Origin of the sequence: Planctopirus hydrillae, assembly GCF_001707835.1 — a bacterium.
Classification (GTDB): Bacteria; Planctomycetota; Planctomycetia; order Planctomycetales; family Planctomycetaceae; genus Planctopirus; species Planctopirus hydrillae.
On sequence record NZ_LYDR01000051.1, the window covers coordinates 1 to 23,231 of the forward strand.

Here is a 23,231-nt window from a genome sequence, read left to right on the forward strand (position 1 = left end):
AGTTTCTGCTTTTCGTAAAGACGAATCGCCTTAACTTGGTGCGTATGGGGCAAACGAAGACGTTTGACCCCAGCCACACCCTAAATCAGTGCGCCTGCAAAGTTGTGTGAAAAAGAGAGCTCCGAACTGCACGCATGGCTCACGTCGCGGGTCAGGCATAACCTCGTCCATCTTGTTACTCGCGAAAATGCAAATCCGTCTGGACGGATGTTGAGCAGACATCGTAAATTCCCGGCTCGCAAGGCCAATTGCACCGGGAAGGAACGCGATGCAAAATCGTTTCGATCTGTTGAACGTCACTCCAGTCCAGCCAGCTCCAGTAAATGCGGCTGGGGATCATTCATCAGGTCGCCAGTCGCCTGATCAATCGATCACGGAAGGCTCTGCTCCACTTCCCCTCTGGACACAAGCTTCACGCCGCTGGACTCCCGCTGCCACCTGGGCTTTGTGGGCGATTCTTGCGATGGTCATTTGTGGCTTTTATCTCAAGCAGCAGTATCGCTCGGTCGCCATTAACTACCGCAATGCCGCCATGGCGTGGCGGGCCAGCGAAGAGATGTACAACACTCATGGCGACGGCTTTCTTTACTTCCCCCAGGCGGCTTTAGTCTTTTTGCCACTCACTTATCTGCCGGTTCCCGTCGGCGATGTCATCTGGCGATTGATTGGTATGGCCTGGCTGGCGCTCGCACTGCGCGGTCTGTGCCGACTGCTGCATCCTGCCGCCAGCGATGCCATGTTCTGGATTGTCTCACTCGTGACGTTGCCTCTCGCCTTCAGCGCTTTGCGGAATGGTCAATCCACCATCCATATGACAGCCGCCATGCTTTCAGCCTCACTTGCGCTCGCTCAAAAGGAATGGACGAAAGCCGCCTTCTGGCTCTGTCTGGGCATGGCCTTCAAACCACTCATTGTCGTCATGCTCCTCCTGGCGGGTGCCGTCTATCCCGCGTTGAGGCTCCGGCTGGTCGCGGGAATCGTGCTGCTCGCTGTATCGCCGTTTCTCGCACAATGGCCCGCTTATGTGGTGGATCAGTACCAGGATATGCTCGCCATGCTGCGGATTTCGTATCAGGTGGGTGAATCCCAGGCCCTCTATGCCCACTTTTTTGGTGCTTTTGCGGCCTTTGGCTGGAATGCACCGGCATGGTTACAAACAGCCACCAGGCTCTTCGTTGCAGGTCTTACGCTGGGTGGCTTCTGGCTGACTCAACAACGGCTCAGCCCCGCCCGCACAGCCGCCTGGCTGTTCCTGATGAGTGCGACATACCTCATGCTGCTCAATCCACGGACGGAACCGAATACGTATGCCTGTATTGCCCCCGCTGTCGGCTGGATGCTCTTTGAGGCGGCACTCCGTGGCTCGCGTGGCTTAACAATGCTTTATGCAATTCTCGCAGTGCTGATTGTGGGCAACTTTGAAATTGGTCGCCTCATCACGGCCCAGGAGCGTGCGGTCTGGCTGGCTCCTCTCGCGACGACTCTTTTTGCCGCTCTGGCCTTTCGGCAATGGCTCCAAGAACTCCGCCAGTCTGGAACTGCCAATGAAACCGCTGCTTTGTTCACTCCGGCCAAAGACCTCGCTGCCTGAATTGCCGTGAAGTTTTCTATCTCGCAGCAAATGCCAGATTCACTGTACTACGTTCCATACTTGCGGCTCGGGGCTGTCTATTCCACACAACTGTTAACCCAGGGTGGGCCGGCCAACTTGTGGCCGGGTTGTCGTGCCAAGCCACGACAGCAAGAAGCCGCGCCATCCGCATGTCTCTCTGGAACCCTCGCCCACGTCTTCGTGGGAGAGGGCAGGGTGAGGGTCTTCTCCCTGTCTCATTGTGCCGACAGGTGGCACGACCCTGAAGCCCCTGAAAAGCTAAGACAGTGTGGCAGGGCGTGGTCTTTACCGGGGTGGCAGGGGTCGAATGTCTTCATTCGCCCCCTGGTCAATCGGCTTCACCAGTACGAATGCATCTGAATACAGGCTTCATGACAATTGAAAAAGTTTGCTAAGGACAACCAAAGTCTAAATAACTGGGGGCAAACGAAGACGTTTGACCCCAGCCACGCAGCCTTCAGCTCCACTTGAGATCAATGTTCATGCAAAGATGTGTGTCAAAGATAGGGCTCGGGGCCGGCATGCCTGATAAACTCTTCACGCGCGATGGGTTTCCGAGATGGGCATTATTTCCCTGAGAGCTGCATCAACAGACGTTCCATCTGGATCCGTTCCGGGAGTTTGCTGCCACCTTTAAGACCCAGATCAGCCTCCAGAAGAATCTGGTAGAGTCGATCGGCCCGTGCTCGGCCAATCCGGCGGAAATAAGCCTCGACGGCTCCCTGATCGCGCGGAAAAACCCCCGCCTCTTTCATGGCCTGAGGTAATGGCATCGATCGCGAAAGTTCGGCGGCAATCGCCAGCTTTCGATAAACGAACGAAATCCCACCCAGCAGCTTTTGGGGAGCTTCATTGGCTCTCAGCAGGTCTTCCAGGCATTCGAGACTGCGTGCCAACTGGCCATCTCGTGCTGCATCGGTCATTGACCAGGTGGTTTCGGTTGTCCACCCCCCGACCATACTGCGGACATCTTCAAGTTCAATCTGTGTTCTCGCTCCTGCGTATGAAGAAAGCTTACTGAGTTCCTGCTCATAAGTTCCAAGATCTTCACCGACCAGTTCAACCAGCAGTGCGAGCGCCTCGCGCGTGAGTGTTTTCCCAAACTGAACCTTGGCGAGATTGGTCAGCCACTTATTGAGTGCCGGCCCTTTGAGTTCGCTGCAATCAACTTCCAATCCTTTTGAGGCACAGAGCTTGGCAATGCGTGTGGTTTTGGGAAGCGACTTCACCTCCAGCACGAGTATCGATTTTTTGGCAGGCTGCTCGAAGTACTTCTCGATGGAGCCACGATACTTCGAGACGAAATCGTCGGCCTCTTCGATGACAATCAGGCGGCGGTCGCCCCACATCGAAACCATCGAAAGTTCATCTTTCACATTCGGCCATTCAGCCGACTTACCAGAGAGCCTTGTGAGAGACGCGTCGTCTCCGCCCAGTGCCAGCTCGATCAGCCGGGCCAGCACATTCTGACGCAGCTTCCATTGAGTTCCCACGCAAATGATCACGGGCGGCAACGTCGGCTGGAGATCTGCCAGAAACTCCGTCGCGTGCATGGTAGGCTCCCATCGAACAATTCTGTGCCGGGCATCATGATCGAATACCCTAATCATTCGCCGGGGCGTTTGTCAGCTCATGCGGATTTATCGATGATGATGAATGACCGATTGGAAATTGTGGCATCGTCGATTGGCATTTTTCTCTAGAATATGAAGTGTTTTAATCAGTTATCTTCCTTTCTCAGGAATTGACGGATGCCCACTGCAGACTCCCCAGACCAGCGCATGCCACTCACGAGCCGCCGAGAATTCATCAGCCAGCTTTCCTGGCTTGGTGGATGTGCCGTTTTGGGCAGTGCTGCTGCCGGCTTTGCGGCCGGGCAAATTTCAGCAGCCGAAGTCGATTTGTCGACCAGCGATCACTGGAATCAGTGGCGCGGGCCACAGAGAACGGGTTTTGCTACTCGAAGTTCGACACCCGATTCGCTTGATGAGTCGCATCTGCAGACTCTCTGGAATGTCCCTTTGGAACCCAGTTATTCCGGGCCTCTGATTTCAGGGAATGCCATCTACACGACGGCCACAGTGGGCAAGAAGACCGAACATGTCTATCGGCTCGATCGAACCACGGGCAAAAAAATCTGGGAACAATCGTGGGAAGGTGCCATTTCCGTCCCCTTCTTTGCCAAAGCGAATGGAGACTGGATTCGCGGCACACCTGCCCTGGCTGGCTCACGCCTGTATGTCCCGGGGATTCGAGATCTGCTGGTCTGCCTGAATGCAGAGACTGGCGAAATTCTCTGGAAGCTCGATTTCGTGTCGAAGTTCAACTCAGCACTCCCCACCTTCGGCTTTGTGGCTTCACCTCTGGTGACGGAAAAAATGGTCTTCGTGCAGGCGGGAGGAGCCGTCTGTGCTCTCGATCCCGAAAAAGGAGACCTCCTCTGGCGATCATTTGAAGATGGCGGCGGCATGAATGGCAGTGCTTTTTCGTCGCCATTTCTGGCAGAGATCGATGGTCAGACACAACTGCTGATTCAATCCCGCGAAAAGCTGGCCGGGCTTGTGCCCCAGACAGGTGAAGTCCTCTGGCAGATCCCGATCCCGGCATTTCGCGGCATGAACATCACCACCCCCGTCGTCTGGAATGGCTGTGTCTTTACCAGCAGCTATGGAGGTGGTTCTTTCCTCATGAAGCCCGAGCAGACTTCGCCCGGCCAATGGACTGTCAACGAAGTCTGGAAGAACAAAGTTCAAGGGTATATGTCGACCCCGATTGTCTCTGGCGACCATGCCTATCTGCATCTGCGGAATCAGCGATTCGCCTGCATTGATCTCAAGACGGGTAAAGAAGCCTGGATCACGCAGCCCTTTGGCAAGTATTGGAGCCTCGTCGCCATCGGCAATCGCCTGCTGACATTGGACGAAACCGGTGAGTTGCGTCTGATTCTCATGACGCCGGAGAAGTTCGAGCAGATCAGCTCTCGATCTCTCAAAGACAACAGTTGGGCTCACCTGGCGGTTGCAGGCCAGGAAATTGCCATTCGCGACCTCAATGGACTTACGCTCTACAAGTGGACCTAGAGCATCACTGTCAAAGTGATTATCGTCAAAACGATGAGCCCGCTGATCAAGATTGATCAGCGGGCTCTCGTTTTGTAAGCCATCAGCGCAATCAGGCAGCTTCTGAGAGCTCTTCTTCGTCTTCGTCGTAGACGAGGTAATAAATCGTGTTCGAAAGCTCTTCAATGTGCGAACGGATCGTTTCGCTGGTGACCGAACCTGCTAACTCTTCGAGAGCAGCCACCACTCGATCCACTTCGTCGCTCGAGATTTCTTCGAATTCGAGATCTTCAGACACAGGTTTCTCCCTCCATTGAGACCACTAGAAGCAAGATCTTCTTGACCGAAGGCTACATATCCTTCATTTCTGAGAAGACCTGCAGTGCCATGGGTATCGGCTGTGAATCCCGGAGCGTTGCACTGCAAAACCTTCGACACGAACGATCCCCGAGAAACGAACTCCCGGCTTCGATCCATTCGCTAGAACAGTTTCATTTTGACAAGCTTGTCAAACTTTAGCGGTCAGGCAGATTGATCAGCCTGGGATCGACCTCTGGTTATTAAGCTTTCTTCTTCGGCTTGGCAGCGGATTTGCCAGAAGACTTTCCTAAGGCAGATTTCGACAGCTTGCCCGTGGGTTGATCAGGTGTTTTGGCCTTCGTTGTCGATGATTTTTTAGCACCTGTTGCCGTTTTCGAGCTGCTGGTCGTCTTGCCAAAAATGCGATCCCACCCATCCGAAAACTCAGCCGTCGATCCCGTATGCACCGTGTAACCAGTCATCAGTCAGCACTCCTTTCCATGTTCTCTGGAGGAAGAGACTCGAAAAACCAAACGGAGCAGTCCCCCTCAGCAGAAATTGTAGATTGCAGGCATCCTGCTCGCGATAGACATTTTCCCTCTCCACTCACCCGACCTCCATTCGCACTCGTCGATTGCACGTCCAATACGTTTGAACTCGCCCTCATCCCAACCTTCTCCCGTCTGAACGGGAGAAGGGGCAAGAAACCCTCGCCCGCGTCTGCGTGGGAGAGGGTGGCACGGAGTGCCGGGTGAGGGTCTTCTCCGATCGAAATACCTGAATCACCATAGCTGCCGCAGGGGCGCCAATTGACTGCCATTTGCCAGAGATGACAAGCATTACGCGATGGGGTCGCTCGTTGATAGAACGTCCAATACGTTCGAGCTCGCCCTCATTCCGGCCTTCTCCCGTCTGAACGGGAGAAGGGGTCAGAAGCCCTCCTCCGTCATTTGTAGCACCGGGTTCCAGACACCTCTTCTCCAGCCATGAATTGACAAAGCCTACGAGCCACGTTGTCCGTCGGAAACAGCTGCGCGGGCAGGCATGCTTGCAGTGAAGCGCCTGACTGCGGAAGATGTGGCGAAGTGATTTTTACATCGCGATCAATTGACCTTCAGCAGCAGGTGCCACTTATGGATTTGCGGGAATACATTCGCAGCATTCCAGACTTCCCCAAACCCGGAATCCTGTTCCGCGATATCACCCCCTTACTCTCCAGTCCCGAGGCCTTTGGCTACGCGATTGATGAATTCAAACGCACCTTCGCACCCACTCGCCCGACAGCCATTCTGGCGGCGGAATCGCGGGGCTTCCTCTTTGGGGCACCACTCGCCCTGGCTTTAGGTGCCGCCTTCATTCCCGTGCGAAAGCCCGGCAAGCTCCTTACAAAACCCGCAAATTCTCCTACGACCTTGAATACGGTTCTGACTCGCTCGAAATTCATGTCGATGCCGTCGGACAGGGGAGCCGGGTCCTGTTGATCGATGATCTACTCGCCACCGGTGGCACGATCGAAGCCTGTGCCAAACTCGCTCAAGAAGCTGGTGCCGAAGTCGTTGGCTGTGGCTTCGTCGTTGAACTCTCTTTCCTCGATGGCCGCAAAAAACTGGGGAACTTCCCGATCAAGAGCCTCATCACTTATGATGGGGAAACCTGATCTTTGGATTCTGTTCATAAACCACTGGCAACGATCAGGCCCACAGGTCTTATCGATGCCGGTCCAAAGTCTCTCATGTGTCTATGGATGAACCACTCTTTGAAAGGATGCTCACCATGATGAATCGTCGCGAAGCCCTGGCTACTGCCGTTGCAGCAGCCACTGTGGGATCTCACCTGTTTGCAGCGGAAGGCAAGAAATTGAGCAAGGTCTACTTTGATATCAGCATTGGCGGCAAGCCCGCCGGTAAAATCGTGATGGAACTCCGTGATGACGTGGTTCCCAAGACAGCCGAAAACTTCCGCGCTCTCTGCACTGGCGAAAAAGGCTTTGGCTACAAAGGCTCCTCTTTCCACCGCGTGATCCCTGGCTTCATGTGCCAGGGTGGTGACTTCACCAATCATAACGGCACCGGCGGGAAGTCGATCTACGGCAGCAAGTTCGCCGACGAAAACTTCCAGCTCAAGCACACTGGCCCAGGCATTCTGAGCATGGCCAATGCCGGCCCTAACACCAACGGCTCGCAATTCTTCCTCTGCACCGAAAAGACCGAATGGCTCGACGGCAAGCACGTTGTCTTCGGTTCAGTCGTGGAAGGCATGGATGTCGTTAAGGCCATCGAAAAGGTGGGCAGCCAAAGCGGCAAGACCAGCCAGAAAGTCGAAATCACCGACTGCGGCGAAGTGAAGTAGTTTGGTGGGTGGTTGTGGTTGGATGGTGGAGAGTTGGTGTTTGGGATTTGGTGTTGGGTGTTTGTCACTTTTCCAGTCGGTGGCACCCCAACGGGTGGCACGTCCCTGAGGTCCGCCGAAAGGCGTGGTCTTCAATCGTGTGTGTGACCAATACCAGATCAGCGGTAGAACTCGCTCGCAGCCCAATTCCAATCCCGCCTTACAAGCGATTTCTTCTTGCCATAACAGCGCAATGAAACGAAAAACCTCCGGTGAGCGAATCCGCCAGCCGGAGGTTTCTTCTTTTCAGCACTCGATGATCTGTATTGATGGCTTAGCACGGACCAGGGCGTCACATTGAGAGCGGATTGATTTAAAAATCCGGCGCACAAAGTGAAATCAGTTTCAGGGCGATTCAGGCTCCAACCTGACAGACTCTTTCAGTGCATCAACCAGCTTTTTGGAGTCCTCAGCCGATTTTCCTGACGACTGCTCCAACCACTTCACCAGTTCATCCACCTGCTGATCTTTCGACTTTCCGCTTACAAAACGAAGTTTGATCAAAATGTTGTCAGCAATCGCAGCAATCGTCTTGGGCATTTCAGGAGGATCTCCGCCACGATCGGCATCGCCGCCTTTCGTTTTCCTGGCGGCAGGTAACTCCGCATCCACATTCACACCGGCAGCCTTCAATTGATCCACTCGAGTGACATACTCTTTGCCAATTTCCTCGACAGTGATACCCAATTGTTGCAAACGCTGATTCGACTGCTCCCCCGTATCCGTCCTACAGCCAGAGATAATAGAGCACAGCACCATCATGCAAAAGGTCATCAACCACCACGAGCGGGGCATCAAAGTCACTCCATCTACAAATCTGCTGAAGCTCACAAACTGATTCACTCACTTGCAGATAATGGCTAATACTCACCGACCGTTTCACCGGTACTCTTCGTACCCAAAGCCCACCAGGTATCCAGATCAATGTTATTTGAAATAAAGCGCACTGAACCATCCATCATGGCCACATGCACGCCACCGGTATGCTCACTCGAAGGGGTGATCGCCCCATCACCTTCGGCACAGCGAAACCAGTCCGTATTATAGCCCGCGATGTTGACTGTGTTTGGCGGGAAGACATGCGCATAGACGTGCTTCTGCCAGGCATCAGTATGTAACCACGAGTGCCCCTTATAGGGTGTCCAGGCTGCCCAGTTGGTCGCTGTGGCCAGTCCATCCACCACCAATGTTCGAATCGGTGCATTGAGGCTCTGAATACTTCCTGCACTGGATGTATAAGAAAGATTTCTTCTTCGATCCGTGTGGTTATTGGAATCCGCAACCAGCGACTCTGATAACATCGCTGTATTCGATGTCCCGTCGGTGACATCTCTTAATCGTACTGAATCATTCGAGGACAACTGCGATCCATTCTGACAGTTCAATAATCCAGGCCCACCCGGTGTCATTCGCGACATCGAGATAATGCCTGTCGATTTCGGTAGTGCTGCACCACTGGTCAACGGTGTCTGATTGGGCAGAATCACATTGCGAGGATGCCCGCCGTTTGCCAGATAGCTGAAGTTCCCGGTAGGAATGTTGTAATCGGGTGCCGAAACACAGACCCTGCTTTCCGAAGGACACAAGAATGCGGGGATTTTGGTTCGGGCAGCCTGATCTGTCGCGGTCGTTAAACTTCCCAGCGAGCCATAGTTCGTGGCTCTGCTGAAGTCGATCTGATTATAAAGTGGTGCCTGATCAATATAGGGCAAAATGCCGCAATACCACGACTTGTTACCTGCAAACCCACCACCGCCCCACTCACTCGCCGCCCGATATTGATGGACAGGCGTCGTGCCATGCACATCCAGGTAGTTATGCATTGCTAAACCCAACTGCTTCAAATTATTTCGGCACTGAGTTCTTCGCGCGGCTTCTCGTGCCTGCTGCACTGCTGGCAGCAACAGCGCAATCAGAATGGCAATGATCGCTATTACGACCAATAACTCGATCAGCGTAAATCCAGACTTCTTCGAAGACATCTTCGACAGCCCCCTTAACAAGACGTGGAACAAAACAGGAAACAACATATAAATGCATATCAATGCGTATATAGGATCATCCGACGACTAACCCTCTATAGAACGGACGAAAATCCTACAATGAACCTCACAACTGGCTAGTCCAATTCTTCATCTTGAAGAATATTCACGAAAATTTGTTCGTGCATCAAACACTGTTCGACACTTCACAACACCATGCAATTCAGCAGGTTAGTGCGATTGAATTGACCACGAGCGACAACAGCATGCACGCACACTTGCTCGCGCTCATCTTCTGCCATTCCGCACCATGCTCAGGCCAACTCCTACGTAGGAATACCTGCGCCCTGGTGACTCAACCCGCAGGTGGCAAAACCTGAGGTCTTCTTCTGTCGATTTCACAAAACTTTGTTCGAGTAATGATCTGAGGTGTTGCTGGAGATCGGGTGACTTAAGCCGGAGTCGCTGGGGTCAAACGTTGGCGTTTACCCCCAGGTTTTTTGACGTTGGTTGTTTACGTCGATATCAGGAGTTCTGATGAACGTGACAGATGAATTTGTGCTGGTGAACTCGATCTGACCAGAAGGTGGAGGAAGACATCCGACCGCTGCCACACGATTGTGAAAGACCATTGCCCTACTCTGCGCAAACAAATTCGAAGAAGCCCCTCACCCTGCCCTCTCCCACGCAGACGTGGGCGAGGGTTCCAAAGGATGCTGGTTCCAGGGTGTGAGCAGGGCATGTAATTGGTTCACCACGAAGGGCACGAAGAACACGAAGGGAAGTCAGAGATGAGTTGTAAGTGGCATGCGGGTACCTGTCCGGCCTGATCTTTTTGGTGAACTTCGCGGCTTCGCGTGAGGAGGGTTTGAAATTGGACGTTTTCGCGCTAAGGCGCAAAGGGTGAAGAGTTGGTGCATTTCGCTGGCGCTGCATGGCACCCTACGGTTGGAAGAATGGAGAAGACCCTCACCCTGCCCTCTCCCACGCAGACGTGGGCGAGGGTTCCAGAGGGGCACGCGTATGGCGCGGCATCTTGTCGTCGTGCCCTTGCACAACGACCCGGCCACAAGTTGGCCGGGCCACCCTTGGGTTATCGATGTGTGTCATAGAGAGCTCCGAGCAGCAAGCATGGCACTTTGCTGCTCATCCCACTCAACTCACAGGTAGCACGCCCTGAGGTCTTCCCGCAGAGCACGATCGTCTTTGCACTTCCCACCACCATTCAAACAGCGTAGCTTTAATCAAAATTGCTACCGCACTGGCAACAAACAACAAACAACAACCAACAACAAATCCCGAATAGCCAGCACCAAACACCCATGCCCCTCGGTCACGTTACTTCGCTGCAAGTCGGCAGGCCGCAACAGCGGCCCGCGCTCAGTGACCGCCAGCCGGCCTATTGGACAGGCTTCTGGAAATCTCCTGTCACAGGACGATTACTCCTCGATGCTCATGGACTCGAAGGGGATGGTCAGGCCGATCTCATCAATCATGGTGGCACCGACAAAGCCCTCTGCATTTATGCGGCCCTGCATTACCCCTCTTGGAAAACCGAACTGCAGCGGGATGAGTTCTCTTACGGTGCCTTTGGCGAAAACCTCACTGTGAGTGGCGATACACTTCATGAAGCTGAAGTTTGCGTGGGCGATCTCTGGGCTATTGGTACAGCCAGACTCCAGGTCTCTCAGCCGCGCCAACCCTGCTGGAAGCTGGGCCGCCGCTGGGAAATGACCGATCTTCCCGGCAAAGTCATTCAGTCTGGCAAGACGGGCTGGTATCTGCGCGTCATTCAGCCGGGAACTCTGGCTCAAGGTGATGAAATCACACTCCTCGCGCGACCCGCACCTGCCTGGCCCATCAGCCGTCTGAACCAACTGATGTACCGCGAAAAGCAAAACATCAGCCTGCTGAAAGAAGCTCTGGCGCTGCCGTTTCTCTCCACCAGTTGGCGAGACACGTTCATGAGCCGCTTGCATTCGTCATAAATCAGGGCGCTCCAGCAGCACCCCCATCAGATGTCCGCCAAAGCCACTCGACAGCTTCAAAGCTACGTTTTTTCTCATGGGCAGGGCTTCTGCCGGTAACAGATATTTCTCGAACTCTCCATCTACCTGAGTTCGATTCGCCGTGGGTGGAACCACTCCTCGATCGAGAGCCAGCACTGTTCCTACCAGTTCCACACTCCCTGCAGCCCCCAGCAGATGACCGATCGTCCCCTTGAAACTGCTCACAGGAAGTTCTTCAAGCAACGACGATCCCAGCACCTGCTGCAAGGCCATCAACTCCGTCTGATCGTTGAGTCTGGTCCCGGTTCCATGGGCATTGACATACCCCAGATCTTGAGCGTCACAACGTCCCGATTTGAGCAATTCGGCAATCAGTCGTTGCAGGCTCTGCGCTTGAGGATCGGGCTGCATTAAACTGGCTGCATCGGTCAATTGTCGCCCGGCTCGCCAGCGAGCCAGAATTTTCTGCCCGCGGGCGACCGCCGATGATTCCCGCTCCAGCACCAGGCAACCGGCTCCCTCACCCACCAGAAATCCATGCCGATACTTGTCGAAAGGTCGGCATTCGATCGAACTCTGTGGGGAATATCCTTCCGGCAGATTGCGCTGTGACGCCAGCACACCCAACCGCTGAAACGCCGCCAGTATCAAGGGATGCAGCGAAGCATCCGCACTCCCGGTGATCACGACGTCGCATAAGCCCTCTTCAATCCAGCGTGCCCCCTGCATCGCAGCCGCCAGTCCTGTCGCACAGGCTGCAATAGGAGCCGAACATGGCCCGCGTGCTCCGCAGATCGTCGCTACCAGACGCGAAGCCTCATGCGGAAATACTGATAAGAAGACATCTCGATCCACCACGCTCACAGAATGGGCCGGCTCGCGCGATAACTGCCATGCCTGGGTCGCTGCGAAAACGCCCCCTTTGCTGGTCCCGAAAGCGCATCCAATTCTCACAGGTTCAAACTGTCCATCACCATCGGCACACGCCCACGCTTCGCGGGCAGCAGCCACAGCGGCCGCCTCCAACGGATCGTGCAAGGGTTCGTTCTGGCGAAAAAGCTCCTGCGGAAGAAAACCACCCGTGATCGCCAGAGAGGCTGGCAGGTGCTGCAAGCCGCGAAAAGTGTCTTTGTCATGTCGGGTTTCAATCAGCGACTGACCCCGGATCAATCCCTGCCAGAGAGCTTCCGTCCCGGTACCGGCTGCCGAAACAGCCCCTAATCCGGTAATGACGACACTGCTCTGGCCCACGCTGACACTCTGCCTTTGCCATGAGGAATTTTCCGCCAACATGGCGGCCTGTTTTCCTCAACAACGTCCTGGTAAGGGTATCGCAGTCACCATCCCGGCGAAAAGCGAGTCCTCTTCCTCAGGCTGCGAAGGCTCACGTTTTGTATAGCTATTGTTCATCAAAACCGACCTTTGAAACCTCGTTTCACGACAATTGACCTTTCGTTTCTTTCTCAATGAGAGCTACGATCGCTCTGCTCGCTAGAATGTTGGAGGCCACCTGCTTCCAATACGTATGCCGGTTGGCAGGCAGGCTGACGACCACATCGAAGGATCGGGAGAAGTTTGGAATGCTGCATTTCGCGTGGCAAAATCTGGCCAGTCGTCCGGCTCGTTCAATTCTTGCTCTCCTGGGCCTGACAGTCGCCATTACAGGGATGGTAGGCCTCTTCTCGATTGCCGTCGGCCTGCAACGAACTGTCGGCAAAACCTTTGATCGCATCCCGGGGCTGGCAGCCATGCAACCTGGCGCACCCATCCCCTTGTTTTCCCGCATGCCGGCCGCCTGGGCCGAAGAAATCCGCGAAGTTCCCGGCGTGAGTGTTGTCCGGCCCGAACTCTGGACGAGAGCCCAGATGGTCGATGGTAAGATGACTTTCAACCCACCACGCTTCCTTTTCGGAACCGATATCCCGACCACACTTCAGATGAAGTCCGCCGTCTATCGCGACGACATTCAAGCGGGACGGTTCCTCGAACTTGCTGATGTCGGCACCAACCGCTGCGTCATCAGCGAAGCCATTGCCCGCGATTCCAGCAAAAAACCGGGCGACATCATCAAAGTCGATGGCAACCTTTTGGAAGTTATTGGCGTCTACAAAACAGGTTCGATCCTGCTTGATGTGGCCATCGTCATTGATCAATCCACTCTGCGACAACTCTACCGCATGGATCCTGCGATCATCTCTTCGGTCTATATCGAACCGGTGGAAAAGATGAGCCCTGATGAACTCTCCAAGGCCATTCGCGAAAAATTCCGTGGACGTTCCCTCGGCAAATGGCAACCCTCGGCTGATACCATTGCCGGACTTTCCGGCCGGGCAGAAGCCACACTCGCCGACAAGTTTGTCGCTGGCCTGTCGGGTTTGTCAGATCTCGCGAAACCTCGCAAACCATCGACGGCGAACTCATCGACTGCTGGCGAAGTGCTTCTCGCAGGAGGTGAAAAGCCCAGCGCCGAAGTCATCTCCGGCGAAAACACTGTAGCCGATTCCGGCGATGCCGAAGAAGGTCTGGAGGTTCGCTCCGCCCGTGACTGGGGGACCAAAATTCAGGAGTTCAGCTCCGACCTGGATATCTTCATGTACCTCATGAGTGGCATCGGGGTCGTGATTGCCCTGCTCAGCATTCTCAACACCATGCTCATGAGTGTTACCGAACGGATGACCGAGTTCGGTATTCTGAAAGCCAATGGCTGGTCATCGTGGGATCTGCTGCGGCTCATCGCTTACGAATCAGCGGCACTCGGGCTGATTGGCGGGATTCTCGGTTGCACGCTGGGCTGGATTGGCACACTCGTCGTCAATGCGTCGATTCCCGATAAACTCAACCTGTACGCCAGCCCTGGCCTGCTGCTCTTCAGCCTCGCCTTCAGCATGGCACTCGGTGTGCTTGGCGGCCTTTACCCGGCCATGTGGGCCACCAGACTCACACCGATGGAAGCCATTCGCCGCTCCTGAAACCAACGGAGAGCCGGGCCAACCTGCGTCGGCGTGGGAGAGAATCGCAGGGTGTGCGGGGTGAGGGTCTTTCCGTTCGATGTGGATCGGTCAGCGAGGTCTCCGGAGGGGCGCCGATTGACTGTCAGAGAGCGAAGATGAACGGCAGTTCGCGATGAAGTCGTGGCTTGATCTCTCGCTCTATACGTTCGGGCTCGCCCTCATCCCGGCCTTCTCCCGTCAGAACGGGAGAAGGAGCAAGAGTCGGCGTCTGCGTGGGAGAGCACGCATGCATCTGCAAACAGGCTTTTTCACGATCGAAAAAATCGTCAGGGACGATCAATGTTTGATGACCTGGGGGTTCGCGAAGACGCTCAACTCCAGCCACCCGTCGGAAACCGGTTTTGATTTTGTGGCTCCTGGGTCGTGTCACCCAAGACAAAGTCAAGAATGTAAAAGAGCAAGCGCATGGCGCGGCTTCTTGTCGTTGTGCAGAGCCACAACGACCCATAGATAAAGAGTTGGGCACGAGTTGGCCGGGCCACCCGTGGATGAGTTGGTGAAGAAGGCATGCTTGCCCAGAGCTGCAAGCATGGCACATAGCCGAGTGCCGCATGCATGGCGCATAGAAGAAAAAGTGTGGTGGCGTGGCAGGCGATGATTACTCAGATTCGACTTCGCCGAACTGCCATTCTTTGACGAGATTGCCATCGATGAGTTCAGCCCGGATCCAGCCGAGAGAGAGGTCGCTATTTCCTTTGCCAAACTCGATGCGGATCCCTGTGAGCAGGTCTTGAACTGGCAAGGTGATCTCGTGAGTTTCCCATTCACCTTTCTGAGTGACCGCAAACTTGACCTGCCGGTTTTGAGTAAAGCTTTGCTCGCTGGAGGTTGACCACATGACACGCCCTTCCATGCGGGACGAAGTTTTAAGTGGCAGACGCAGACGCAGTTGGCGATTCACATGCGGTACGTCATACGTTTCGAAGAGAATCGGTCGATCTCCGGAACGCTTGAGAACCAGCTCGCCATCTTCGACTTCGGCATCGGCACCTGTCGCCCAGCCTTGCTGCGGTCTTTCAAAGTTCGGATTTTTCTGTGGAACCAATGCGCTGGTTTCTTTGAGAAAGTTCTGGATGAGGTTCGTCATGCGTACGATTTCATCCCGGCGTGAGCGTGCGAGGTTAATGCGCTCGCCGGGATCATTTTGCAGGTCGTAGACTTCAATGCGGTCTGTCTGAGTGACATGTCCACCGAAGAAGCGAATCAGCTTCATATTCTCACTGCGAACCGAGATCGCGGGTGTGGTCCCTGTCGTCGGGTTGTAGTGCGGGTAGTGATGAAAAATGGCCCCGCGATCAAAATCTGTCGCCCCTGTGAGTGCGGGTTTCAGATTGACGCCGTCAATGTGATGACCTGGGGGGATAGTGCCGCTGGCCATATCGACCAGGGTCGGGAGGAGATCCACAGCACTGACGACGTCGTCGCAACTGCGAGCAGGAGTGGCGACGCCAGGCCAGACGACGATGAGAGGGACACGACTGCCCCCTTCATACATCGAGCCTTTGCCACCACGGAGCGGTCGATTGCTGGTGAGGAGGTCGCCTTCGATCGTGTCCGTCATGTTTCCACCGTTATCGGAGGTGAAAACGATGATGGTGCGTTCTGTAAGCTTGAGTCGCTCCAGTGCGGCGACAATGAGGCCGACGCGCTGGTCGAGTGCCGCGATCATGGCGGCCATAACCGGGGCATGCTGTGGATCTTGAGAGGGGTCTGCCGATGTGCGTGCCTGCTGAATATCCGCAGGTGGAGCTTCAAAAGGTGCACCGACCGATTGATACCAAAGATTGAGAAAGAAGGGTTCCCTGGAATTGGTTTCCATCCAGTTGATGGCCTGTTGTGTCAGCAGATCATCAGTGTGTTGACCGGCCAGTTGCGGTTGACTGGTGAGGGGTGAACTGCGGACGACGTGGGAGAAGCCCTGATGTTCTGGCTGAGAAGCGTTTTCGCCGAGGTTCCATTCGCCCATGAAAGCGGTGGCATAACCTGCGGTTTGAAGAATCTCTGCCGCTGTGAGTTCATCGCCAGGGAGTTGAGTACGTGATGTCGGGGTGATCATCGAGATATGGGAAAGGGCGGACTGTGGCAAAGAGGGTTCGAGAATTTTGCCCGGATTGAGTTCGCGCGATTGAGTCAGCTTCAGACGTGCGGGCCATTTGCCAGTGAGGAGGCTGGCCCGGCTGGGTTCATCGAGTGAACTGCTCGAGTAGGCTTGAGTGAAGATGACGCCGCGAGCGGCGAGGGCATCGATTTGAGGAGTGCGGGACGACTTGCTGCCATAGATGGAAGTGTCTCTCCAGCCGAGGTCATCGACCATGATGACGATGATGTTGGGGCGCTGGGCGAGGGGGGCCGAAATGAGATCAGCACTTGTTTCCGGAGTGATTTGGGCGAGGACAAGGGGTGCCGGGCTGGTCGCGAGGATCCAGATCAGGCTGGCAAATAAAAGGCCTAGCCCCGACAAAATGCGTGTGAGGCGACGCTGACTGAAGTACGCTTGGCAATCCGGCAACATCGAGCGCCCGCTTCTATCCAATGATCGGTGTTTTTTTGTGGTGGTCATACTGAGGCCGAATGGCAGGTCTGCGGGCTGTCGAGCCGCCGGCAACCTGATTCAATCCAGTGATCCGTTCAATGCAGGATCAGTTTGTCTCAAACCTGAAATGATTCGTGGAGGCCTGCCATCGGGCGCAGTGACAGTCCATTTCACAAATCATCGAGCTCATTGTCATACTGGACTTTCAGTCAGTGCTCAAGTCAAAGATCGATTGATATCGCCAGGCACTTGGAGATCTACTGGTGAAGATCGGAAGATCTTCGTGGACTTTGATGAAGAATGTGAGAAGAAGAGGTTCTCAAACGACCCAGGGACGAACGAACTGCCATGAGCAATCGAGATTCCTTGAACGAGCAAGGATGTCAAAAAACCCCTGAATTAACCAAAGCCCCGGATCCATGCATCTATCGCAATCATCCATTTTCACGATCTGGGATCTCGCAGGTGGCTGGCGCTTGCGGCGGAAAAGTTTACCCATTATCCCTAAGTCCATGTATCATGGAGGTGTCGAAGCGACATTCGGCAATTTTTGCCATCAATCGAGGGTGTGTCGCCGATAGATTGAGAAATGTCAGCAACGGGCCTTGTTGATGTTCGACTGAGCGAGCCTTTCGTGTGGAAAGGTCTGGTGAGGGCTGGAACCTGTTCTCTGGCCTTTGCCAAAGCGCTTCGGGGACATCACTGGGAGAAGGAGTGAAATGATGGGTCGTTTTATCCGCAATGTGGCTGCGCTGGCAGTCGTCACTGCACTGGGAATTTCTGCTTCGGGATTTGTCGAAGCGAAGCAACCTGGGGCTGTCTATGGTGGCCCTTCGTTCGGCCAGATTCCGCCAGTTCCTGGCCAGGAGCCCACCGCTCTGCAGCCTATGGCTGATCCGGCTTATGACAGCATGACCACGACAGTGGTTTCGCCAGGTGCGGCTTATGTTTCCACACCTTCCTGTGTGCTCTATGAGTGTGTGGACTATCGCCGCGAGCGGAACATTGCACCTTGTGCCGTTCCCAAGATTGTGTCGATCAAGGATCCCTGCAATCCCTGTCAGTGCGTCTGTGTGAAGATCTGCGTGCCACCTTGTGCCTGCGAAGAAGAAGTCAAGGTGCGTCGTGGTGGTGACAAAGTGATTTACGACTACGGCAAGTACTCGGTCGAACTGACCTCGTCGTCACGTCGTGGGATTATTGTGACCTATCACGACTAAGCCAGGTTCCGAGGTGGTCAGAATTTTCTGACTTCGTCGAACAGGGGTTGGGAGTGAGACGTAATGCTCGAGAGAGACGTCGAACGGTGTGTTTAATGACCCAGACATGCTTGCCCAGAGCTGCAAGCATGGCACTTTGCTGCAAGCATGGCACGAAGAGTGAGCATGGCGCGAAGTGTGAGTCTGGTCGTCAGAGCACCGGTTTGATCGGAAGACCGGTTTGAATTGAGCTTGAAATTGATCGCCCGCTTGATGATTCGCATCAGGCGGGCGATTTTTGTTGCTGATGGTCAATTCTGGCTGACGAGAATGATACGTTTACCAGGAGATCATCGCACGGTGCTGGTTGCGAAGGCCTGCTTGCCCTGAGCTGCTGTCTCTTTCGCATAACTGTCATCTGAGGGTGTCACCTGAGGGTGGCCCGGCCAACTTGTGGCCGGGTTGTCGTGACTTTTCACGACAACAAGAAGCCGCGTCATGTGCGTGTTCCCCTCAGGAACCCTCGGACGGGAGAAGGTTGGGATGAAGGCGAGATCGAACGTATTTGGCGTTCTATCAACGATTGGCTTCATCGGGAGTTGCTCTTCATCTCTGGCTATTGGCTGACGATCGGCGATCCTGTGGAAGCCATAGTAACTCTTGCATATCGATTGGAAAGACCCTCACCCGGCACTTCGTGCCACCCTCTCCCGCGAAGACGCGGGCGAGGGTTTTGATGTGCGTGGAAATCGCGGAATCCTGTATGCGGCAGGAGAGATTGCGCAGGTGATTGTTGCCGACACTTCGCGCGGGGAGTACAACCAATGTGAAGGAATTCACATTGGAGAATCTCCAGCGACTTCATCGTCGATTCATTGATTGATAGACCTTGTCTGGCTGAGAAACGGGTTGCTTAACCAGACAAGTGAAGTTTTGGCATGAAACAAATGCCTGAGAGTCATCACTTTGGAACAGGTCGTCAGAGTTTCAAAAGAGGGCTTTCGGGTTGATGATACAGAGGGAAATGGAAGCAATGCTCCAGGCAATCATTCGTGGCAGCCAGATGTGGATCACCCCTGGAGCTTATCTTTCAGGTCGCTTCATGCCGCAGCACCTGCTGCGAGGAGCTGCCATTGTGCTGGCGGCTTTTCAGTTCTGCTCGCTGGCCACGGCACAAATGACGGAAGAATCTTCCCGCTTGGCTGGTTACTACGGCTTTGGTCCGCTGGAAGTCATGAAGCTTGAGGATCGCTCGAAGTTTCTCCACTCGGCGGATCTGAATCATGATGGCTTGATCGATCTTTTGGCTGTCGATAACAGCCACAACCGGATCGATCTGCTACTCCAGCGCAAGGAAACCACACCCCATGCTGTGGCATCCCGCGAAGTGAATAAAGTGCAGCAAAGCTCGCTGTTTGAGCATGTCAAGTTGCCTGTGGATCATGAGATTCTGTCATTAACAACAGGCGATTTTGACAAAGATGGCCGGACAGATATTGCCTATCTGGGTGCACCAGACCAGTTGGTCATTCTTTACCAGCCTGAGAAAGGAACCTGGAACCGGAAGTTCGAGCAGCGTGTGGCGGATATGAGTACGGCGTCGTGGTCGCTCGCTGCGGGTGATTTGAATCAGGATGACCGGACAGATCTGGTTGTCCTGGGAGAGCGGGAGACGAGCTTGTTTCTGCAACTGGCTTCGGGGCAGATGGCACCCGTGCAGAAGCTGCTCAATACTTCTGAGAAGATGGGTCTGGTGCAGATTTCTGATCTCAACGGCGACGGCCTCGCTGATCTGGTCTACTTGGCCGGTGAAGGAAATAACCGCAAACTAGGCGTTCGCTTTGGTCGAGGGAACAAGACTTTAGGAGCCGAATTTCTCTTTGACCTGGATCGTCCCCGTTCTGTGACGCTGGCGAACATTGATGCCCAGCCGGGGAATGAAATCGTCACGATTGATTCTCGCAATGGCCGGATTCGCTTATCGAAGATCGAAATGGAAGCCCGCAAAGCGGGTGAACTTCCGGATCGACTGGTGCAGTTTGGTTTTGGCCCGGGGGGAACGGCCAAAGATCGCTCGGTTGCGATTGGTGATGTCGATCAGGATGGTCTGACAGACATTCTCGTCTCTGATGGAGCGGCTTCGCGCGTATTGCTCTTTCGACAGGATCCTCGCTTCGGGCTCGATCTGGGAACTGGCTGGCCATCGCTTAAAGGTGCCGATCAGATTCGATTGGCAAATATTGATGGCGTCCCCGGCCTCGAAATGATTGTGCAGAGTGTGGCCGAAAAATCGCTGGGAGTGACTTCCTTTCGAGATGACCGAATTCCTTTCCCGGAGTTGATCTCGATTGATACTGAGCCTGTCGCAATCGAAATGGCCGATCTTGATGGCGATGGCCAGGTCGAGTTGCTGTTTCTCGAAGCGAGTAAAAGTGGACGTGATTACTCGAGCAAGCTGCGAGCACTGACACATAACGGCACGAAGTTCGTGCCCTTCAAGTTCGGAGATCAGGAGAGTTACACCGTGCCACTTAAAGGGCGTGCCGAAGGGATGCTTGCGGGTGATCTCACGGGGAATAACCGATCGGAACTGCTCGTCTTTCAGGGTGCAGGAAAGTCGCCCGTGGTGCTGAGTTTCGGCGATCAGGGTGTGGTTTCAGAAATCAACTCGACTGGCCCGTTAGGCCCCGGCATGGCGGGAGCAATGGGGACTTCGATTGCCGAGTTCGGCAATGCCAAAGGATTGCTGATTTCGCAGGATAACCTGGTGCGGTTTGTGACGTATGACCAGGCCAAGGGCTGGCAGATTGTGATGCAGTACACGGCTCCCGAATCCAACGCCCGGCTGATGGGGGGGACAACGATTGAACTCGATGGACAGCCGGGCCCGGAAGTCGTGCTGTATGACGGTGGGTTGAACAAACTGCGTGTTTATCGCCAGGCACCGGAGGGTCTAGTGGCGTGGAAGGAAATCGACATGGGAGACTTCCCCTTCCTGCAGTTCAAGACTGGTGATTTCAATGGCGATCATCAGCAGGATCTCCTCGTCGTGGGGACTGATCGGATGGCAGTTCTTTATAGCGGCGGTGTTTCTCCCAGGATTGCCGAGCTGGGCCAGTTCGAAATGACACAGGAAAAGACCTATCCGGCCGATCTTGTCGCTGGGGACTTCAACGATGATGGCTGGACAGATCTGGCGATCATCGACACACGCAGCCAATACCTGCAACTTGTGCAGTACCGCCCCAGCACCGGGCTCGAGGCGGCTCTCAGTTTTCGGGTGTTCGAGCAGAAATCATTCGATGATGACGAAGGTGGCAGTGGCGAGCCTCGCGAAGGGATTGCCGCCGATGTGACGGGGGATGGCCGGACCGATCTGATTCTGCTGGCGAAAGATCGCGTGCTGATCTATCCGCAGGATACGGTGGAATCGCCAGAGCCAGCTCGGACCACACAGAAGACTCCTGCAAGTCCATCATCAACAGGAGCACAGGCTCAACCTGCCAAAGCCAGGTAATACGTTTTCTGGAAAATGACAGCTCTGCGTTGGCTTTGAAGACATGCTTTATGACAGATGAGAAAGTTTGCGAGGGATGATCAATGTCCCCATGACCTGGGGGCAAACGAGGACGTTTGACCCCAGCCACGCAGTAACATGCCACCGGTATGAGGGCGAGTTCGAACCTATTGGGCGTGCAGTTAACGAGCGACTTGATCGCGTGATGCTCTTCATCTGTCGCCGCTGTGAAACTCTGGTGACTGTTGCACATCAGTCAGAAAAGCCCCTCGCCCTGACCTTTCCCACGATGACGTGAGCGAGGGTTCCAGATGAGACAGCCCAGCGCATGGCAGACAGAGCACTCTGATTTCATTGAATGCTTATCAGAGCTGATCGTGATGAATTAAGGCTTTTCGCCGCGAGCGATCCGTTCGTTGATCGATTTCACCAGTGCGGGGAGTTCGTGGATTGAATCGATGACGGCATGAGCCTTGGCTGCGAGGAATTTTTCACGAGCGTGTGCGATGGCTGCATCACGCTGAGAACCTGTGAGCTGTTGCCACTCATCGAGAGAGTAGCCGCACTCGCTGCTGGAATCGCAGACGCCCACACTCCAGACACCGGCGTTGAGCCCTTCTTCGATATCGAGCAGGGTATCGCCGACTTTGAGGACAGCCGAAGGAGGGTAGACGTTCAGTTGCTGCATCACGCGATAGACCATCCAGGGGGCTGGTCGACCCTTGGGGACTTCGTCGCCGTTGACCGAACAATCGGGAATAAAGCCCTGGGTTTTGGCTTGTTCGAGAACGAGTTGAGCAGCCGCTACAAAGTAGCCGGTGGTGCCACCAATCTTCAGACCGGATTGCCGCAGATTCTCGATGACTGGCAGTAAACCGGGGACGAGTTCTGCCGATTGTCGGATCGTATCAAGCTGGATGGGTGCGACGGCATGATAGAGGCGATCGACATCAGCTTCTGTCCAGGGACTTCCTTTGGCCGCCTGCCAGCGGGCAGCGACATCACTGATCCGCAGCATTTCACGGATGTGATCTTTTTTGTGCATGCCCATCGGGACACGAGCCTGGGCCGTCGTGACAGCGACATCTTCCCTGCGGAAGAGTTCCACAAAGGCCCGAACAGGTGCGAGCGAACCGAAATCAATGGTCGTTCCTGCCCAGTCAAAGATCACCAGTTGAATGCCGCTCGCCATCATCGCCTCACTTGCATCGCAAAAGATCAATGAAATTGATGTGCGTTTGATATTGACGATTCGGCAACTCTCAGTCAATCCAGTTGCCTGAGAGTCACAAAAAATTCACATTTTGGAGCCTGATTCATTTCCGAGGAAACAACTGCGTGTGGTTGGTTATGAAGACTGCATGCCCGGAGCTGTTCTCCATTCCACACAATTTCGCATGCCTATTAATCTACGGTGTGGCTGGCCCCCAGATCATTAGACTCTTATGAATTCAGTCGAGCGTGCTCGAAAGTCCTGAAGGCTTGTTCCGGATGCATTTGCGCTGCTGAAGCCAATTGTCCAGGGGGCGGATGAAGACATCCGACCCATACGCACCAAGTTAAGGCGATTCGTCTTTACGAAAAGCAGAAACTCCTTCAAAAGACCTGGGTATCTGACATC

General features: G+C 54.5%; 17 protein-coding genes and 1 pseudogene. 9 read left to right on the forward strand and 9 right to left on the reverse strand.

The features are described from left to right. Positions 1-268 precede the first annotated feature (268 nt). Positions 269-1,591, forward strand: coding sequence for a glycosyltransferase family 87 protein (locus tag A6X21_RS06805; RefSeq protein ID WP_068846867.1), 1,323 nt, complete (start codon positions 269-271; stop codon positions 1,589-1,591). A gap of 587 nt (positions 1,592-2,178) precedes the next feature. Here A6X21_RS06805 and holA read toward each other — a convergent pair. Next, entirely contained in the window at positions 2,179-3,165 is a 987-nt protein-coding gene (holA, locus tag A6X21_RS06810) for a DNA polymerase III subunit delta (RefSeq protein WP_068846868.1), read from the reverse strand. Positions 3,166-3,363: 198 nt separating this feature from the next. On the opposite strand from holA, the gene A6X21_RS06815 reads away from it, so the two are divergent. Further along, positions 3,364-4,692, forward strand: a complete 1,329-nt coding sequence (locus tag A6X21_RS06815; RefSeq protein WP_083233445.1) for a PQQ-binding-like beta-propeller repeat protein — start codon at positions 3,364-3,366, stop codon at positions 4,690-4,692. A 91-nt stretch (positions 4,693-4,783) separates the two neighbouring features. On the opposite strand, the gene A6X21_RS06820 is transcribed toward A6X21_RS06815, so the two are convergent. Beyond that, positions 4,784-4,969 carry a hypothetical protein gene (locus tag A6X21_RS06820; RefSeq protein ID WP_013111837.1) on the reverse strand — a complete coding sequence of 62 codons (186 nt, stop codon included), beginning with the start codon at positions 4,967-4,969 and terminating at the stop codon, positions 4,784-4,786. 262 nt (positions 4,970-5,231) lie between these two features. Further along, a complete protein-coding gene (locus A6X21_RS06825; protein WP_068846869.1) occupies positions 5,232-5,453 on the reverse strand; it encodes a hypothetical protein in 222 nt (73 codons plus the stop codon). Positions 5,454-6,104: 651 nt separating this feature from the next. Here A6X21_RS06825 and A6X21_RS25370 point away from each other — a divergent pair. Further along, positions 6,105-6,628: pseudogene (locus tag A6X21_RS25370) on the forward strand (adenine phosphoribosyltransferase). Positions 6,629-6,744: 116 nt separating this feature from the next. Beyond that, positions 6,745-7,320 (forward strand): peptidylprolyl isomerase, encoded by a 576-nt coding sequence (locus A6X21_RS06835; protein ID WP_205847404.1) that lies wholly within the window; start codon positions 6,745-6,747, stop codon positions 7,318-7,320. 384 nt (positions 7,321-7,704) lie between these two features. Here the strand turns inward: A6X21_RS06835 and A6X21_RS06840 are convergent, their stop codons facing one another. After that, positions 7,705-8,154, reverse strand: coding sequence for a hypothetical protein (locus A6X21_RS06840; RefSeq protein ID WP_131818220.1), 450 nt, complete (start codon positions 8,152-8,154; stop codon positions 7,705-7,707). Between the two features lie 65 nt (positions 8,155-8,219). Next, positions 8,220-9,341 carry a DUF1559 domain-containing protein gene (locus A6X21_RS06845; protein ID WP_068846882.1) on the reverse strand — a complete coding sequence of 374 codons (1,122 nt, stop codon included), beginning with the start codon at positions 9,339-9,341 and terminating at the stop codon, positions 8,220-8,222. Between the two features lie 1,322 nt (positions 9,342-10,663). Between A6X21_RS06845 and A6X21_RS06850 the strand changes: the two genes are divergently transcribed. Further along, positions 10,664-11,329: an MOSC domain-containing protein gene (locus tag A6X21_RS06850; RefSeq protein ID WP_068846871.1), complete on the forward strand. Its 666-nt coding sequence runs from the start codon at positions 10,664-10,666 to the stop codon at positions 11,327-11,329. On the opposite strand, the gene A6X21_RS06855 is transcribed toward A6X21_RS06850, so the two are convergent. Next, positions 11,324-12,643 carry a beta-ketoacyl-[acyl-carrier-protein] synthase family protein gene (locus tag A6X21_RS06855; RefSeq protein ID WP_068846872.1) on the reverse strand — a complete coding sequence of 440 codons (1,320 nt, stop codon included), beginning with the start codon at positions 12,641-12,643 and terminating at the stop codon, positions 11,324-11,326. The genes A6X21_RS06850 and A6X21_RS06855 overlap by 6 nt on opposite strands. Positions 12,644-12,930: 287 nt before the next feature. On the opposite strand from A6X21_RS06855, the gene A6X21_RS06860 reads away from it, so the two are divergent. Next, complete coding sequence (locus A6X21_RS06860; protein WP_068846883.1) at positions 12,931-14,319, forward strand: ABC transporter permease; 1,389 nt, start codon at positions 12,931-12,933, stop codon at positions 14,317-14,319. 640 nt (positions 14,320-14,959) lie between these two features. On the opposite strand, the gene A6X21_RS06870 is transcribed toward A6X21_RS06860, so the two are convergent. Beyond that, positions 14,960-16,873, reverse strand: a complete 1,914-nt coding sequence (locus A6X21_RS06870; RefSeq protein ID WP_068846874.1) for a sulfatase — start codon at positions 16,871-16,873, stop codon at positions 14,960-14,962. Positions 16,874-17,613: 740 nt separating this feature from the next. On the opposite strand from A6X21_RS06870, the gene A6X21_RS06880 reads away from it, so the two are divergent. Beyond that, positions 17,614-18,114 carry a hypothetical protein gene (locus tag A6X21_RS06880; protein ID WP_068846876.1) on the forward strand — a complete coding sequence of 167 codons (501 nt, stop codon included), beginning with the start codon at positions 17,614-17,616 and terminating at the stop codon, positions 18,112-18,114. A 329-nt stretch (positions 18,115-18,443) separates the two neighbouring features. Here A6X21_RS06880 and A6X21_RS24585 read toward each other — a convergent pair whose 3' ends face one another. After that, positions 18,444-18,593 (reverse strand): hypothetical protein, encoded by a 150-nt coding sequence (locus tag A6X21_RS24585; protein ID WP_165603702.1) that lies wholly within the window; start codon positions 18,591-18,593, stop codon positions 18,444-18,446. A gap of 160 nt (positions 18,594-18,753) precedes the next feature. Between A6X21_RS24585 and A6X21_RS06885 the strand changes: the two genes are divergently transcribed. Next, the gene (locus tag A6X21_RS06885) at positions 18,754-18,972 is read left to right on the forward strand and encodes a hypothetical protein (RefSeq protein ID WP_068846877.1); all 219 of its coding nucleotides are present in this window, start codon (positions 18,754-18,756) and stop codon (positions 18,970-18,972) included. Between the two features lie 145 nt (positions 18,973-19,117). Then, positions 19,118-21,610 carry an FG-GAP repeat domain-containing protein gene (locus A6X21_RS06890; protein WP_165603703.1) on the forward strand — a complete coding sequence of 831 codons (2,493 nt, stop codon included), beginning with the start codon at positions 19,118-19,120 and terminating at the stop codon, positions 21,608-21,610. A 385-nt stretch (positions 21,611-21,995) separates the two neighbouring features. Here A6X21_RS06890 and phnX read toward each other — a convergent pair whose 3' ends face one another. Next, a complete protein-coding gene (gene phnX, locus A6X21_RS06900) occupies positions 21,996-22,802 on the reverse strand; it encodes a phosphonoacetaldehyde hydrolase (protein WP_240490188.1) in 807 nt (268 codons plus the stop codon). Positions 22,803-23,231 lie beyond the last annotated feature (429 nt).

Coding starts and splice junctions, on each gene's coding strand:
- A6X21_RS06805 (WP_068846867.1), top strand. CDS start 269: ATGCAAAATCGTTTCGATCTGTTGAACGTCACTCCAGTCCAGCCAGCT.
- holA (WP_068846868.1), bottom strand. CDS start 3,165: ATGCACGCGACGGAGTTTCTGGCAGATCTCCAGCCGACGTTGCCGCCC.
- A6X21_RS06815 (WP_083233445.1), top strand. CDS start 3,364: ATGCCCACTGCAGACTCCCCAGACCAGCGCATGCCACTCACGAGCCGC.
- A6X21_RS06825 (WP_068846869.1), bottom strand. CDS start 5,453: ATGACTGGTTACACGGTGCATACGGGATCGACGGCTGAGTTTTCGGAT.
- A6X21_RS06835 (WP_205847404.1), top strand. CDS start 6,745: ATGATGAATCGTCGCGAAGCCCTGGCTACTGCCGTTGCAGCAGCCACT.
- A6X21_RS06840 (WP_131818220.1), bottom strand. CDS start 8,154: ATGCCCCGCTCGTGGTGGTTGATGACCTTTTGCATGATGGTGCTGTGC.
- A6X21_RS06845 (WP_068846882.1), bottom strand. CDS start 9,341: ATGTCTTCGAAGAAGTCTGGATTTACGCTGATCGAGTTATTGGTCGTA.
- A6X21_RS06850 (WP_068846871.1), top strand. CDS start 10,664: ATGCCCCTCGGTCACGTTACTTCGCTGCAAGTCGGCAGGCCGCAACAG.
- A6X21_RS06855 (WP_068846872.1), bottom strand. CDS start 12,643: ATGTTGGCGGAAAATTCCTCATGGCAAAGGCAGAGTGTCAGCGTGGGC.
- A6X21_RS06860 (WP_068846883.1), top strand. CDS start 12,931: ATGCTGCATTTCGCGTGGCAAAATCTGGCCAGTCGTCCGGCTCGTTCA.
- A6X21_RS06870 (WP_068846874.1), bottom strand. CDS start 16,873: ATGTTGCCGGATTGCCAAGCGTACTTCAGTCAGCGTCGCCTCACACGC.
- A6X21_RS06880 (WP_068846876.1), top strand. CDS start 17,614: ATGATGGGTCGTTTTATCCGCAATGTGGCTGCGCTGGCAGTCGTCACT.
- A6X21_RS24585 (WP_165603702.1), bottom strand. CDS start 18,593: ATGACGCGGCTTCTTGTTGTCGTGAAAAGTCACGACAACCCGGCCACA.
- A6X21_RS06890 (WP_165603703.1), top strand. CDS start 19,118: ATGGAAGCAATGCTCCAGGCAATCATTCGTGGCAGCCAGATGTGGATC.
- phnX (WP_240490188.1), bottom strand. CDS start 22,802: ATGGCGAGCGGCATTCAACTGGTGATCTTTGACTGGGCAGGAACGACC.